The 14765-nt window shown below is 61.8% G+C and carries 8 protein-coding genes; 4 read left to right on the top strand and 4 right to left on the bottom strand.

The window, feature by feature from the left end; translation table 11 throughout:
* Window positions 1-42: 42 nt before the first annotated feature.
* Window positions 43-819, bottom strand: a complete 777-nt coding sequence (locus ACZ3HH_RS22300; protein WP_465807739.1) for a TatD family hydrolase — start codon at window positions 817-819, stop codon at window positions 43-45.
* Between the two features lie 3 nt (window positions 820-822).
* The gene (gene cra, locus ACZ3HH_RS22295) at window positions 823-1818 is read right to left on the bottom strand and encodes a catabolite repressor/activator (RefSeq protein ID WP_465807737.1); all 996 of its coding nucleotides are present in this window, start codon (window positions 1816-1818) and stop codon (window positions 823-825) included.
* Window positions 1819-2119: 301 nt separating this feature from the next.
* Here cra and ptsP point away from each other — a divergent pair, with 301 nt between their 5' ends.
* The 4 genes from ptsP to ACZ3HH_RS22275 all read left to right on the top strand — a co-directional run bounded on the left by ptsP (window position 2120) and on the right by ACZ3HH_RS22275 (window position 9385).
* Entirely contained in the window at window positions 2120-4981 is a 2862-nt protein-coding gene (ptsP, locus tag ACZ3HH_RS22290; RefSeq protein WP_465807735.1) for a phosphoenolpyruvate--protein phosphotransferase, read from the top strand.
* Window positions 4981-5922 (top strand): 1-phosphofructokinase, encoded by a 942-nt coding sequence (gene pfkB, locus ACZ3HH_RS22285; RefSeq protein ID WP_465807733.1) that lies wholly within the window; start codon window positions 4981-4983, stop codon window positions 5920-5922. The genes ptsP and pfkB overlap by 1 nt, the downstream gene beginning before the upstream one ends.
* An 11-nt stretch (window positions 5923-5933) precedes the next feature.
* Entirely contained in the window at window positions 5934-7673 is a 1740-nt protein-coding gene (locus ACZ3HH_RS22280; protein ID WP_465807731.1) for a PTS fructose-like transporter subunit IIB, read from the top strand.
* Window positions 7674-7843: 170 nt separating this feature from the next.
* Complete coding sequence (locus ACZ3HH_RS22275) at window positions 7844-9385, top strand: alkaline phosphatase D family protein (RefSeq protein WP_465807729.1); 1542 nt, start codon at window positions 7844-7846, stop codon at window positions 9383-9385.
* 214 nt (window positions 9386-9599) lie between these two features.
* Here ACZ3HH_RS22275 and ACZ3HH_RS22270 read toward each other — a convergent pair whose 3' ends face one another.
* The gene (locus ACZ3HH_RS22270) at window positions 9600-12128 is read right to left on the bottom strand and encodes a PepSY domain-containing protein (RefSeq protein ID WP_465807727.1); all 2529 of its coding nucleotides are present in this window, start codon (window positions 12126-12128) and stop codon (window positions 9600-9602) included.
* A gap of 299 nt (window positions 12129-12427) precedes the next feature.
* The gene (locus ACZ3HH_RS22265) at window positions 12428-14686 is read right to left on the bottom strand and encodes a TonB-dependent receptor (RefSeq protein ID WP_465807725.1); all 2259 of its coding nucleotides are present in this window, start codon (window positions 14684-14686) and stop codon (window positions 12428-12430) included.
* Between the last annotated feature and the right edge of the window lie 79 nt (window positions 14687-14765).

The raw sequence follows: 14765 nt of genomic DNA, 5'->3' as shown, positions 1-14765 counted from the left end.
CCACAAAAGCCCGCTCCCACAGGTATTGCATGAATCAGCGGGTCACCAGTTAAACACCTCACACGCATTGGCCGTGCTGGCGGCAGCCAGTTGTTCGGGGCTGATCGCCATGAGAGCGGCCAGTGCCTCGCAGATCGCCGGCAAATGAGCCGGGCTGTTGCGTTGACCGGGGAACATGGCGGGGGCCATGTCTGGTGAGTCGGTTTCCAGTACCGCCGATTCAACGGGCAAACCGGCGAGTACGCGGTGCATGCGCAGGGCCTGCGGCCAGGTTGCGGCGCCGCCGAGGCCGAGTTTGAAACCGAGCTTGATGTATTCGCGGGCCTCTTCCTGGCTACCGGCGAAGGCATGAATAATCCCCGCGCGTTTCAAGCGAAACCGTTTGAGCGTGGCTATCACCGCCGCATGGCTGCGTCGCACATGAATCAGCGCCGGCAGATTGAAGTCCGCCGCCAGTTGCAGTTGGGCGTCGAACAACGCTTGCTGGCGTTCACGATCCAGGGTTTCGATGAAGTAATCCAGACCGATCTCGCCCACCGCGCATAGCTGTCGATGGCCCGCCAGACGCGTCAGCCAGTCACCGAGTTCGGTCAAATCCTCAGGGCGATGGTCATCCAGATACACCGGGTGCAAACCGAACGCCGCGTGCAGGTCGGGATCGCTTTGCACCAGGTCCCAGACCCGCTGCCAATTGGCCTGATAAACCCCCAGCACCACCATCCGCCGCACGCCGAGGGCGCGGCTCTCGGCCAGCAGCGCCTGACGATCCACGTCGAAATCCGGGAAATCCAGATGAGTGTGGGTGTCGATCAGTTCCACGGCTCAGTCCTGATGAATACGCTGCTTGAAGGTCCGCGCAATGGCCTGCACGCCGGGTTGGTAATCGGCCTGTTCAATGGCCGCCAGCGCCAGTTGCAGTGCCTTGTCGGCGATCAGCTGATGCTGCTGGGACATGGCGTTGACCGGCAGCGGCAGGAAGTCCAGCAACTGCGTATCACCGAACGTGCCCAGGCGTAGCGGGCGGGACTTCAGCGGGAAGTCGTGCAAGGCATCGAATACGCCCTGAAGCAGCACGTAGGAGGTGGTCACCAGCGCATCCGGCAAATGGCCCAGGCGCTGAAGCAATTCTTCCATCAATTGTTTACCGCACTCACGACTGAACGACTCGCCGTGTTCGATCAGCGCCTCGCCTTTGAAACCGTTCAGCGCTTCCTTGAAACCTGCCGCCCGTTCCTGGCTGATACTCAATTCGGGACGGGCACCGATCAGCGCGATCTGCTTGGGCAACGGGTTCAGCAGGCTGCGGGTAAGTTGCAGACTGGCTTCGCGGTCGTCGCTGATTACCGAGCAAAAGTGCTCAGGCTCCATCACCCGGTCGATGGCGATGATCGGAATGCCTTTGGCCTGCAACTGACGATAACTGTCATCGCCGGCCGGCAGGCAACTGGCGACAATCAGCGCATCGCAGCGCCGGGCGCGGAACAGTTGCAGCAATTGCCGTTCGCTGTCCGGCGCATCGTCGGAACAGGCGATCAGCAGCTGATAGCCGCGAGCCCGGGCGCCTTGTTCCAGCAGTTTGGCGATTCGTGCGTAACTGGGGTTTTCCAGGTCCGGCAGAATGAACCCCAGGGTGCGGGTGTGCCGACTGCGCAACCCGGCGGCCTGAGGATTGGGTGTGAAGCCATGTTGTTCGACCACCGCGCGCACGCGCTCGACGGTAGCGCTGCTGATACGTTGCTGTTCAGCCTTGCCATTGATGACATAACTGGCGGTGGTCACGGAGACGCCGGCCAACTGTGCAATATCACTGAGTTTCAACCCGGGTTTTCCTTTTTTGTTCGAGCTCGCCCGACATTTTCGCCAATCCTACCCGATTCGGGCAGGCGACCATTGTCGCAGCACATCCGACAATTGGACTTCAAGGATGAGACATTATCGAGTAACGTGCCTAATATTCTAGATTAAACGTTTCAGCAGGCGTATTTTCTACGTTAAAGGTCGCTTTGGTCGGTTCTGCCGCGAAACCGCCAAAACTGCCCCTGAAAAGGCGCTCCCAAAGGCTTAAGCTGAATCAATCAAAACAATACCTGGCGTCACACGGCGCCAAAAAGGAGAAAGCATGCTCGAGCTCACCATAGAGCAGATATCCATGGGCCAGTCGGCTGTGGATAAAGCCACCGCCCTGCAATTACTCGCTGACCGACTCGTGACCGATGGCCTGGTGGCGGATGGTTACCTTGCGGGCTTGCAGGCCCGGGAAGTCCAGGGCTCGACCTTTCTCGGCCAAGGTATTGCCATCCCCCACGGCACCCCGGAAACCCGTGATCAGGTGTTCGCCACTGGCGTGCGACTGATGCAGTTTCCTGACGGCGTGGACTGGGGCGATGGCCAGATCGTTTATCTGGCGATTGGTATCGCCGCCAAATCCGATGAACACCTGCGCCTGCTGCAACTGCTGACCCGCGCCCTCGGTGAAACCGATCTGGGCCAGGCCCTGCGCCGCGCCAGTTCCGCCGAAGCCTTGCTGAAACTGCTGCAAGGTGCGCCACAGGAGTTGGCGCTGGACGCACAGATGATCGGCCTCAGTGTTTCTGCCGATGACTTTGAAGAATTGGTCTGGCGCGGCGCCCGTTTGCTGCGTCAGGCCGATTGCGTGAGCAACGGTTTTGCCGGCGTCTTGCAGCAGGTCGACGCGCTGCCGCTGGGTGATGGCTTGTGGTGGCTGCACAGCGAACAAACAGTGAAGCGTCCGGGCCTGGCCTTCGTCACCCCGGACAAACCCATGCGCTACCTCGGTCAGCCGTTGAGCGGGCTGTTCTGTCTGGCTAGCCTGGGTGAAGCCCATCAGGCGCTGCTTGAACGCCTTTGCGCGTTGCTGATCGAAGGCCGTGGTCATGAATTGGGCCGTGCCACCAGCAGCCGTGCGGTGCTGGAAGTCCTCGGCGGTGAAGTGCCGGCGGATTGGCCGAGCGCACGCATTGCCCTGGCCAACGCCCACGGTTTGCATGCGCGCCCGGCGAAGATCCTCGCGCAACTGGCGAAAAGTTTTGAAGGCGAAATCCGCGTGCGCATCGTCGATGGCCACGACAGCGCGGTGTCGGTGAAGAGTTTGAGCAAACTGCTCAGCCTCGGCGCCCGTCGCGGTCAGGTGCTGGAATTCATCGCCGAACCGACCATCGCCGCCGATGCCTTGCCAGCCTTGCTGGCGGCCATCGAAGAAGGCCTCGGTGAAGAAGTCGAGCCGCTGCCGGCAGTGAGCCAACAGCGCGAAGTGATCGCCGATGTCGCCGAAGTGCTGCTCGCACCGGCTTCCGGCAGCCTGATTCAGGCGATTGCCGCCGCGCCGGGGATCGCCATCGGCCCGGCGCATATTCAAGTGCTGCAAATCATCGATTACCCGCTACGCGGTGAGTCCGCCGCCATCGAGCGCGAACGTCTCAAGCAAGCGTTGGCGGATGTGCGTCGCGACATCGAAGGCCTGATCGAGCGCAGCAAGGCCAAAGCGATTCGCGAGATTTTCATCACCCATCAGGAAATGCTCGACGACCCGGAACTGACCGACGAAGTCGACACCCGCCTCAAGCAGGGCGAAAGCGCCGAAGCGGCGTGGATGACAGTGATTGAAGCCGCCGCCAAACAGCAGGAATCATTGCAGGACGCCTTGCTCGCCGAACGTGCCGCCGACTTGCGCGACATTGGCCGTCGGGTGTTGGCGCAATTGAGTGGCGTCGAAACGCCAGCCGAGCCAGAGCAGCCATACATTCTGGTGATGGACGAAGTCGGCCCGTCCGACGTGGCACGTCTCGATCCGACGCGCGTCGCCGGCATCCTCACCGCTCGCGGTGGCGCCACGGCCCACAGCGCCATCGTCGCGCGTGCCCTCGGTATTCCAGCGCTGGTGGGCGCCGGTGCCGCCGTGTTGTTGCTGAAGCCGGGCACGCCTCTGTTGATCGATGGTCAACGCGGGCGCCTGCACGTGGACGCCGATGCCGCGACCTTGCAGCGCGCCACCGAAGAACGCGACACCCGTGAACTGCGCTTGAAAGCCGCCGCTGAACAACGCCATCAACCGGCGCTGACCACTGACGGCCACGCCGTGGAAGTGTTCGCCAATATCGGTGAAAGCGCCGGCGTCACCAGTGCGGTGGAGCAGGGCGCCGAAGGCATTGGCCTGCTGCGCACCGAACTGATTTTCATGGCCCACTCCCAAGCGCCGGACGAGGCGACTCAGGAAGTCGAATACCGTCGTGTGCTCGATGGCCTGGCCGGTCGACCGCTGGTGGTGCGCACCCTTGACGTCGGTGGTGACAAACCGCTGCCGTACTGGCCGATCGCGAAAGAAGAAAACCCGTTCCTTGGGGTGCGTGGCATTCGCCTGACCCTGCAACGTCCGCAAGTCATGGAAGCGCAGTTGCGCGCCTTGCTGCGTGCAGCTGACAACCGTCCATTGCGAATCATGTTCCCGATGGTCGGCAGCGTCGATGAGTGGCGTCAGGCCCGGGACATGACCGAACGTCTGCGCCTGGAAATCCCGGTTGCAGACCTGCAACTGGGGATCATGATCGAAGTGCCGTCGGCTGCTTTGCTGGCGCCGGTGCTGGCCAAGGAAGTGGATTTCTTCAGCGTCGGCACCAACGACCTGACGCAATACACCCTGGCCATCGACCGTGGTCATCCGACCTTGTCGGCCCAGGCCGACGGCTTGCATCCGGCGGTGCTGCAACTGATCGACATCACCGTGCGTGCGGCTCATGCTCATGGCAAGTGGGTCGGCGTGTGCGGTGAACTGGCGGCCGATCCGCTGGCGGTGCCAGTGCTGGTGGGCCTGGGTGTGGATGAGTTGAGCGTGTCGGGCCGCAGCATTGCCGAGGTCAAGGCGCGCATTCGTGAACTCAGCCTGACCCAGACTCAAACCCTTGCCCAACAGGCCCTGGCTGTGGGCAGCGCGAACGAAGTTCGTGCATTAGTGGAGGCCCTGTAATGGCCAAGATCTTAACCCTGACCCTTAACCCGGCGCTGGACCTCACCGTCCAATTGCCGCTACTTACCCCCGGTCAGGTCAATCGCAGCGACGAAATGCACACCCACGCCGCCGGCAAAGGCGTGAACGTGGCGCAGGTGCTGGCCGACCTCGGGCATCAGTTGACCGTCAGCGGTTTTCTCGGGGAAGACAACCTTCAGGCGTTCGAAACCCTGTTTGCCAAACGCGGTTTTACCGACGCGTTTGTCCGTGTCCCCGGCGAGACCCGCAGCAACATCAAACTGGCGGAAAGCGATGGGCGCATCACCGACATCAATGGCCCGGGGCCGAGGGTCAGTGAAGCGGCGCAGCAGGCTTTGCTCGATCGTCTCGACCAGATTGCTCCCGGGCATGACGCGGTCGTCGTGGCCGGCAGTTTGCCCCGTGGCGTGAATCCTCAGTGGTTGCGGGAGTTGATTCAGCGCTTGAAAAAACGCGGTTTGAAAGTGGCGCTCGACACCAGTGGTGAAGCCTTGCGCGCAGGTCTGGCGGCCGGCCCGTGGTTGATCAAGCCCAATACTGAAGAGCTGGCTGAGGCGCTGGATTGCGAGGTGGTTTCCGTGGGCGCCCAAGCCGAGGCGGCGAGCCGTTTGCATGCACATGGCATCGAGCATGTGGTGATTTCCGACGGGGCTGACGGGGTGAACTGGTTCAGTGTCGGCTCGGCCATGCACGCCACGCCGCCCAAGGTCAGTGTCGTCAGCACGGTGGGCGCAGGCGATTCGTTACTGGCCGGCATGCTCCACGGTTTGCTCAGCGCCGACACGCCTGAACAGACCTTGCGTACCGCCACGGCGATTGCCGCGATGGCGGTCACTCAGATCGGTTTCGGTATTGGCGACGCCACGCAGTTGGCGCGACTCGAACAGGGTGTGCGCCTGCGCCCCCTGACAGAACAATAAGAGGGTTTGCAATGAAGTTAGCCATTGTTACGGCCTGCCCGAACGGCATGGTCACCAGTGTGCTGTGCGCTCGTCTGCTCGATGCAGCGGCCCAGCGTCAGGGCTGGAGCACCAGTGTCGAAGTCGTTGATGCGGCCCATCCGGAACGCCAACTGTCGGCCGCGACTATCGAAGCCGCCGAGTGGGTGTTGCTGGTCACCAGCGCGCCTGTGGATATGTCTCGGTTCGTCGGTAAACGCGTATTCCAGAGCACCCCGGCCCAGGCCCTGCAAGATGTCGAAGCGGTGCTGCGTCGCGGGGTGGAGGAGGCCGAGGTTTACGTCGCGCCCGAAGCCGCCGCCGAGCCGGCTGCCGTGGTTAAACATGCGCCACGCCTGGTGGCTGTCACCGCGTGCCCGACCGGAGTCGCCCATACCTTCATGGCCGCCGAAGCCTTGCAGCAAGCGGCCAAGCGTCTGGGCTACGACCTGCAAGTGGAAACCCAGGGCTCGGTCGGCGCGCGCAATCCACTCAGCGCAGCGGCGATTGCCGATGCCGACGTGGTACTGCTGGCCGCCGACATCGACGTCGCCACCGAGCGTTTCGCCGGCAAGAAAATCTACCGTTGCGGCACCGGCATTGCGCTGAAACAGGCCGAAGCGACGCTGAACAAAGCCCTGGCCGAAGGCAAGCAGGAAAGCGCTTCGACCGGCGCCAAAGGCCCGGCCAAGCAAGAGAAGACCGGCATCTACAAACACCTGCTGACCGGTGTGTCGTACATGTTGCCGATGGTGGTGGCGGGCGGTCTGATGATCGCCTTGTCCTTCGTGTTCGGCATCACCGCGTTCAAGGAGGAAGGCACGCTCGCGGCGGCGCTGATGCAGATCGGCGGCGAGACCGCGTTCAAACTGATGGTGCCGCTGCTGGCGGGCTACATCGCCTACTCGATCGCTGACCGCCCGGGCCTGGCGCCGGGGATGATCGGTGGTTTGCTGGCGAGCACCCTGGGCGCCGGTTTCATCGGCGGGATCATTGCCGGTTTTATCGCCGGCTATGCGGCCCAGGCGATCAATCGCTATGCGCGTTTGCCGCAGAGCCTTGAGGCGCTGAAACCGATCCTGATCATCCCGTTGCTGGCGAGCCTCTTCACCGGTCTGGTGATGATTTACGTGGTCGGCAAACCGGTGGCCGGGATGCTCGCCGGGCTCACGCACTTCCTCGACAGCATGGGTACCACCAACGCGATCCTGCTCGGTGTGCTGCTGGGCGGCATGATGTGCGTCGACCTCGGCGGGCCGATCAACAAAGCGGCTTACGCGTTTTCGGTGGGGCTGCTGGCGTCACAAAGTTATGCACCGATGGCCGCGACCATGGCCGCCGGCATGGTGCCGCCGATTGGCCTGGGCATCGCCACGTTCATTGCCCGACGCAAGTTCGCCCAGACTGAGCGCGAGGCCGGTAAAGCGGCGCTGGTGCTGGGGTTGTGCTTTATCTCCGAAGGGGCGATTCCGTTTGCGGCTAAAGACCCGCTACGGGTGATTCCGGCGAGCATCGCTGGCGGTGCGCTGACCGGCGCGATGTCGATGTACTTCGGCTGCAAACTCATGGCGCCGCACGGTGGGTTGTTCGTGATGCTGATCCCGAATGCGATCAACCACGCGCTGTTGTATCTGCTGGCGATCGTGGCCGGGAGTTTGCTGACGGCGGTGACGTACTCGGTGCTCAAACGGCCGGAGACGGTGGAGCTGGCGCTGGAGCCGGCCAAGGCCTGACACACCACAAAACCTGTGGGAGCGGGCTTGCCCGCGATGACGGCTTAACATTCAACCCATTCGGTGACTGTTGCACCGCTATCGCGGGCAAGCCCGCTCCCACAGGGATCGCGTTTTCACACGGGCGTCATTTGCACGTGCTTTAGTTTTCCTTTTTCAGGGAGAACACCATGAGCGAATTCGACCTCGGCCGCCGTCGTGTCATGCAAGCCGTTGGTGCCGGGCTCTTGCTGCCCGGCCTGGCGCCGGCGGTGATTGCTTCGGTCAAGGATCGGCCGCAACTCACCGACGGCGTGCAGTCCGGCGACTTGCTGGGCGATCGGGCGATGATCTGGAGCCGTAGCGACCGTGCGGCGCGGATGGTGGTGGAATGGGACACCCGCAGCCTGTTCAGTAACCCTCGTCGGTTCGTCTCGCCATTGGCCGATGCCCGCACCGACTTCACCGCCCGGGTCGAGCTCACTGGCCTGCCCGCCGATCAGGCGATTTTCTACCGCGTGACGTTCGAAGACGCCCAGAGCGGTGTCGCCAGTGAACCCTGGTTTGGCCATCTGCGCAGTGTGCCAACTGCCCGGCGCAATATTCGGTTTGTCTGGAGTGGCGATACGGTCGGCCAGGGTTTCGGCATTAACCCGGACATTGGCGGCATGCGCATCTATGAAGCCATGCGTCTGCGCCTGCCGGACTTTTTTATCCACAGCGGCGACACCATCTACGCTGACGGTCCCGTACCTGCGCAGCTCACAACAGAGAGCGGTCGGGTGTGGCGTAACCTCACCAGCGAAGCCAAGAGCAAAGTCGCCGAAACCCTCGACGACTATCGCGGCAATTACCGCTACAACCTGATGGACGAAAACATCCGCCGCTTCAATGCCGAGGTCCCACAGATCTGGCAGTGGGACGACCACGAAGTGGTGAACAACTGGTCGCCGGGCAAGCAACTGGATGAGCGCTACAAGAGCAAAGATATCCACAGCCTGGTGGGCCGTGCGCGCCAGGCCTGGCTGGAATATGCGCCGATGCGCTTGCAGAGCGCCGATGACGGCGGGCGGATTTATCGCAAGCTGAGTTATGGGCCGATGCTTGATGTATTCGTGCTCGACATGCGCAGTTATCGCGAAGCCAATGACAACAACCTCGGTGCCGCCAAACCGTTTCTCGGTCGAGAACAATTGGATTGGCTCAAACGTGAATTGAAAGGCTCCCAGGCCCAATGGAAAGTCATCGCCGCCGACATGCCCATCGGCCTCGGCGTACCCGACGGTGAAGTCAGTCCCGGTGTGGCGCGTTGGGAAGCGGTGGCCAATGGTGACCCTGGCCCGGCTCAGGGCCGCGAAGTGGAAATCGCTGAATTGCTCGGTTTTCTGCGGGCGCAGCAGGTGCGTAATTTCGTATTCCTCACGGCGGATGTGCATTACTGCGCGGCGCACCATTACCACCCGGACCGCGCGGCGTTCCAGGACTTCGAACCGTTCTGGGAATTTGTTGCGGGGCCGCTGAATGCGGGGAGCTACGGGCCTAATGCGCTGGATAAAACCTTCGGTCCCGAAGTGGTGTTCGAGAAAGCACCACCGGCGCAGAACACCTCGCCGTTTGCCGGGTTTCAGTTTTTTGGCGAGGTGAATATCGATGGGCAGACGGGGGAGATGAGCGTGGTGTTGCGGGATCTGGATGGGGTGGGGGTGTTTGAGCGCAAGTTGCAGCCGGTGTGAGGCTGGCAACTATTGTTTGAGTGGACACCGGACGAATGTGGGAGCAGGCTTTTGTGGCGAGGGAGCTTGCTCCCGCTGGGCTGCGCAGCAGCCCCAAAACTTGCCACCGCATTCTCATCTGACAGACCGCATAAGCTGATTTGGGAGCGCTTCGCACTCCAGCGGGAGCAAGCTCCCTCGCCACAAAAGCCCGCTCCCACAGGGATCAATGGTGTCAGTAGACATCGCGGCGGTAGCGGCCTTGTTCGATCAGGCGGTCGACTGCTTCAATGCCGAGCAATTCGTTGAGCACGTGATCCACCCCTGAAGCCATCCCCTGCAAACTGCCGCAGATGTAAATCACGGCGCCATCGGCCAGCCATTTTTTCAACTCATCGGCCGACTCGCGCAGGCGATCTTGTACATAGATCTTCTCGGCCTGATCTCGGGAGAACGCCAGGTCCAGTCGTTCCAGATCTCCGGCAGTCAACCATTCCTCAAGCTCTGCGCGGCACAGGTAGTCATGCTCGCGATTACGCTCGCCGAACAGCAGCCAGTGACGCTGCTGCCCGTCGGCAATCCGTGCCTTGAGCAAACTGCGCAACCCGGCCAGCCCGGTGCCGTTGCCCAGCAGGATCATCGGCACCGGTTCGTTCGGTAGATGGAAACCACTGTTGCGGCGTACTCGCAAGCTGATGCTGCTACCCACGGGAGCGTGTTCGGTCAACCAGCCGGAACCGACGCCCAGGCTGCCGTCGGCGTGCAATTCCTGACGCACGATCAACTCCAGCACGCCGTCGGCGGCGATCGAGGCGATGGAGTATTCGCGCATGGCCAGCGGCACCAGGGCATCCGCCAGTGCTTGCGCGTGCAGGCCGACCAGATGGGCGCGGTTCTCGGGCAGTTGGCGGCTGGCGAGAGCTTGTTCCAGCGTTTGCGACAGGCCATCGAATTCAACCGTGGCTCGACCGTCAATCCCCAGGCCGTCGAGGAAATGCTCGATGGCCCACGGACAATTGCGCGGCAGTACTTCCACCAGATCCCCGGCCAGCCAGCTGCTGGTGGTGGGGGCGCTGAGGCCGAGCAAGTACACGGGCGAGCCGCTGCTGTCCGGGTTCATCAATTCGCGGCGGGTCAGGGTCCAGTTGTCGTAGCTTGGCGCTTGCCAAGTGTCGACCGGCGTCTGGCCGGTCAATAGGCCGAGTTGCTGTTGCCAGTGACGCAAGGCGTAAGGGTCGCCGCTGTCGACTTCCACCGGGGCGAACAAGGTCTTGCCGCCGTGCTCGCCCAACCAAGTGTGCAAGCGGCGGGCGAAGCCGCAAAAGTGTTGATACTGGCGGTCACCGAGGCCGAGCACGGCATAGTTCAGGCTGTCGAAGCTCAGTGCACGGCCCAGCACTTTGCGTTCGAATCCTCGGGCGCTGTCCGGCGCTTCACCGTCGCCGAAGGTGCTGACCACAAACAGCGCGTTGCTGGAATCCTGCAGGTCCTGTTCGCTGACATTGGCCAACGGTTGAACCTTCACCGGCAACCCGGCGGCCTGCAATTGCCCAGCGGTTTGCCAGGCGAGCTGTTCGGCGAATCCGCTCTGGCTGGCGAAGCCGATCAGCCATGCCGGCGCATCACTGCCCGGTTGCGCGAGGCCTTTGCGGGCATCCTTGATCTGACGTTTCTTGCGTCGACGGTCCAGGTACAGCAACCAGCCAGTGATGAAAAACAGTGGCATGGCCAGCGCGGCGATCGTCACCATAATCCGCCCGATAATCCCGAAGTAACTGCCAACGTGCAGCGCGTAGATACTGGTCAGCAGTTGCGCCTTGAGGCTCTTGTCGCTGTAGCGGTCATGACGGCTGACGATGCCGGTCGCCGGATCGAGGGTGAGCTGGTTCCGTGCCATGTCGTGGGGTGAGTTCTTCAGCAGGTAGAACACCGTTGCCGGTTGTCCGGCCACGGGCGGCATACGCACGTTGTAGGACGAAAGCCCAGGGCCGGCGGCGCTGTAGATGCTGCTCCATATCGCCGCGTAATCGGCAGTGGGGGCCGGGCCGCTTGGCGCAGGACCACGACCACTGCGGACCCGCTCGTTCTGCGGCGAATCGGAAAGCAGCCGCGTCAGGCCCTTGTTGTACCACTCGTACGACCAGGTCAGCCCGGTCAGTGCCGCCAAAAGATAGAACACCAGGCACCAGGTACCGGCCACCGAGTGCAGATCCCAGTTGAAGCTGCGACCCTTTTTATTCCAGTCCAGGGTCAGCCACGCGCGCCAGTTTTTCCACTGGCGTGGCCAGCGCAGGTACAGGCCGGACAGGCAGAAGAACAGCAGAATCAGCGTACAGGCGCCAGTGATCTGCCGGCCGGTATCGCCCATGGCCAGGACCCGGTGCAGTTGCAGCATCAGGCCAAAGAAATCCTGGCCCGTGACGTCGCCCATGAACTCACCGGTGTATGGGTCGAAGTAGCGCATCGGCCCACGACGTTCACCGGGTGGCGCCGTGAAGATCACCCGCGCGGCGTTGCCGCTGTCGGTCTCGACCCAGAGCATCGAGACTGTCTTGCCCGAAGCCCCTTCGATTTTCTCTACCAGCTCGGCAGGCGGCAGTACGCCGGCAATCTGCTTCTCGACGTGCAGTACAGAGGGGTTCAACGCTCGCAGGATTTCATCCTGGAACGATACCGTCGCCCCGGTGATGCCCATCAGGGCCAGGACCAGTCCGGCGCTGATGCCGAAAAACCAGTGCAACTGGAACAGGGATTTCTTCAACACGTCGCTCGCCTTGTTCGTTCAAAAGTCATCATCACGGCGCGCATTATGCCGTGAGTTGTCGAGAAGGATTCTTTTTTACACACAAAAGCCCCGTTCACTTCGATGAACGGGGCTTCGGCCTGATGTCAGTCAGCTACGCCGCAGAACCTGTGGGAGCGGCGGTGCGACGATTCGACTTGCCCGCGAAAGCGGTGTGTCAGGCGACATCAAAGTTGACTGTACCGCCGTCTTCGCGGGCAAGCCCGCTCCCACAGGGATTTTCGCTTAACTGTCGGGCGTTAACTTTCACGCTTCTATTATCAGAAGTGGAAGTTGGCACTCAGCAGGGCGGTACGGCCCGCCGCCACGTGGGCGTAGTGGTTCTGCAGTATCTGGTCGAAGTAACGCTTGTCGGTCAGGTTCTGTACGTTGAGTTGCAGGTCGACGTTCTTGGTCAGGCGGTAGCTGGCCATCGCGTCGTAACGCCAGTAGGACGGGATCTCCACCGAATTGGCGACGTTGCCGAACTGGGAATCGACGTAGGTCGCACCGGCACCGACGGTCAACTTGTCCGGCACCAGATCGTAAGTCGACCAGAACGTGAAGTTGTTCCGTGGGGTACTTGGCATGTGGTTGCCTTCATCGGCGGCGAGGGTGGTTTTGACCACTTCGCTGTCCATGTAGGTGTAGCCGCCGAAGACTCTCCAGTTGCGGGTCAGCTTGCCGGCGTAGCTCAGTTCCAGGCCATTGACCTGCTGTTCGCCGTCCAGCACTTGCGTGGTGCCGCCGTCCGGGTCGTTGATCCGCGCGTTGGTTTTCTCGGTGCGGAACAGCGCGGCGGTCAGCGACAGATCGTCACCGAAGAAGTCCCACTTGGTGCCGATTTCGTAATTGCGGTTTTTTTCCGGATCCAGACGGCTGTTGTTCGCTGCCAGTTCCAGGCCACCGTTGCCGCTGGTTTCGCCGGCCGGGTTGCTGGAGGTCGAATAGGCCGCGTAGATGCTGCCGTTAGGCAACGGGTTGTAGACCACGCCGATCTGGTAGTTCACCAGGTCACTGGTGTTCGCCCGGGAGAAATCGTTCGCCGGCGCTGTGCTGCTGGCGTTGGCGTGGCCGCTGGATTCGACCTGGTAGTTGTCATAACGCAGGCCCAGGTTCAGGGACCATTGCTCGTTGAACTTCAGGGTATCGAACACGTAGGCCGCGGCGGTTTTGGTGTCGGTGTCTGTGAACGCGGTGCTGTCGGTGATCGTGCCGTTCCAGTTATCCCCAGGCGTCGGGTTGTACAGGCTGGTGCAGTCGCCGGAGGTGAACAGGGCGCGGTTGCATCGGGTACCGCTGGCGGTGGAAGTCAGGGTGTACGGACGGTTGTGGGTGTCCTGATAGGAAAACTCCAGACCGGTCACCAGGCTGTGCTCGATGGAGCCGGTGTTGAACTTGGCGCTCAGGTCGGTCTGGTTGATCCAGCCGCTGGACGTCGAGTTACGGCTCTTCGCGCCACGATAAACGTTGCCATTGACCACGTTGCCCTTACTGTCGTCCGGGTTGCTGACGATGTAGTCCAGGGTCGAACGGGACATACGGAAGCTGTTCGATACGGTCAGGTCTTCATTCAGATCGTGTTCGATCTTGATGGTGCCGCTGTCATTGGTGGTCTGGCGATAGTCGCGGCTGGTGAGGCCGTAGAAGTTGTCGCGGTCAACATTGGCCGGCTTGTCGACGTTGTACTTGCTGCGATTGGGGCTCAAGGTCAACGGGATGCCGTAGTCGGGCATGTCGTCGGTCTCGACGTGGTAGTAGCCGACGGTCAAACGGGTATCGGTGCCCAGGCCGAAGGCGAAGGATGGCGCCACGCCCCAGCGACTGACATCCACGGCATCACGGCCGGCGACGTTGGCTTCATGCTTCATCAGGTTCAGACGCACGGCCGAAGTGTCGGTCATCTGCTGGTTCAGATCGAGGGTGGTGCGCTTGGTCTGGTCCGAGCCCCAAGTGAAGCCGCCGTTGTAGGCATTGCCCAGCTTGGGGGTCTTGCTCACCAGGTTCAGGCTGCCACCGGTGGAACCGGCGCCGGTGAAGGCTGACCCCGGGCCTTTGCTGACTTCGATCGATTCAACGTTGAAGATCTCGCGGCTCTGGGACGCCGGGTCGCGCATGCCGTCGACGAACGTGTCGCTTTCGGCGTTGAAGCCACGAATGATCGGACGATCGCCCGCCGGGTTGCCGCCTTCGCCGGCACCGAAGGTGATGCCCGGGGTAGTGCGCAGGGCGTCGACCAGGCTGGTGGCGCCGGTGTCGCGAATCACTTGTTGTGGGATCACAGTGACGCTTTTCGGTGTCTCGCGCAGTGGCGCGGTGTACTTTTTGGAGGCCGAGGTATCGGTCTTGTAGGAGGTGTCATTCTGCTCGCCCACAACGCTGGTCGCGTCCAGGGAAATGGCATTGTTCGGTGCTTTTTCGTCGGTCTTCTCGGCCGCGAAAACCATATGGCCCGCAGAGCCGGCAGTGATCGCCAAGCCAATTGCAGACGCGAGCAAACGCGGTGAACTGACCGTTAATTGTAGTTGTTGGCGTGACATGTGAATTCCCCTCCCCAAGGATTTGAGGCCGCGGAATATAGGGTAAACACGTATTTGTATCAATTGCGAAACGTTACTA

This window comes from Pseudomonas sp. PME37.24/025 (genome assembly GCF_055556615.1).
The sequence above is the reverse complement of the archived record's forward strand: the minus strand, read 5'-3'. Positions and strand labels throughout refer to the sequence as shown.

Bases quoted from the DNA above. Each gene is read 5' to 3' on its own strand.
- ptsP (WP_465807735.1), top strand. From the start codon at position 2,120: ATGCTCGAGCTCACCATAGAGCAGATATCCATGGGCCAGTCGGCTGTG.
- pfkB (WP_465807733.1), top strand. From the start codon at position 4,981: ATGGCCAAGATCTTAACCCTGACCCTTAACCCGGCGCTGGACCTCACC.
- ACZ3HH_RS22280 (WP_465807731.1), top strand. From the start codon at position 5,934: ATGAAGTTAGCCATTGTTACGGCCTGCCCGAACGGCATGGTCACCAGT.
- ACZ3HH_RS22275 (WP_465807729.1), top strand. From the start codon at position 7,844: ATGAGCGAATTCGACCTCGGCCGCCGTCGTGTCATGCAAGCCGTTGGT.
- ACZ3HH_RS22265 (WP_465807725.1), bottom strand. From the start codon at position 14,686: ATGTCACGCCAACAACTACAATTAACGGTCAGTTCACCGCGTTTGCTC.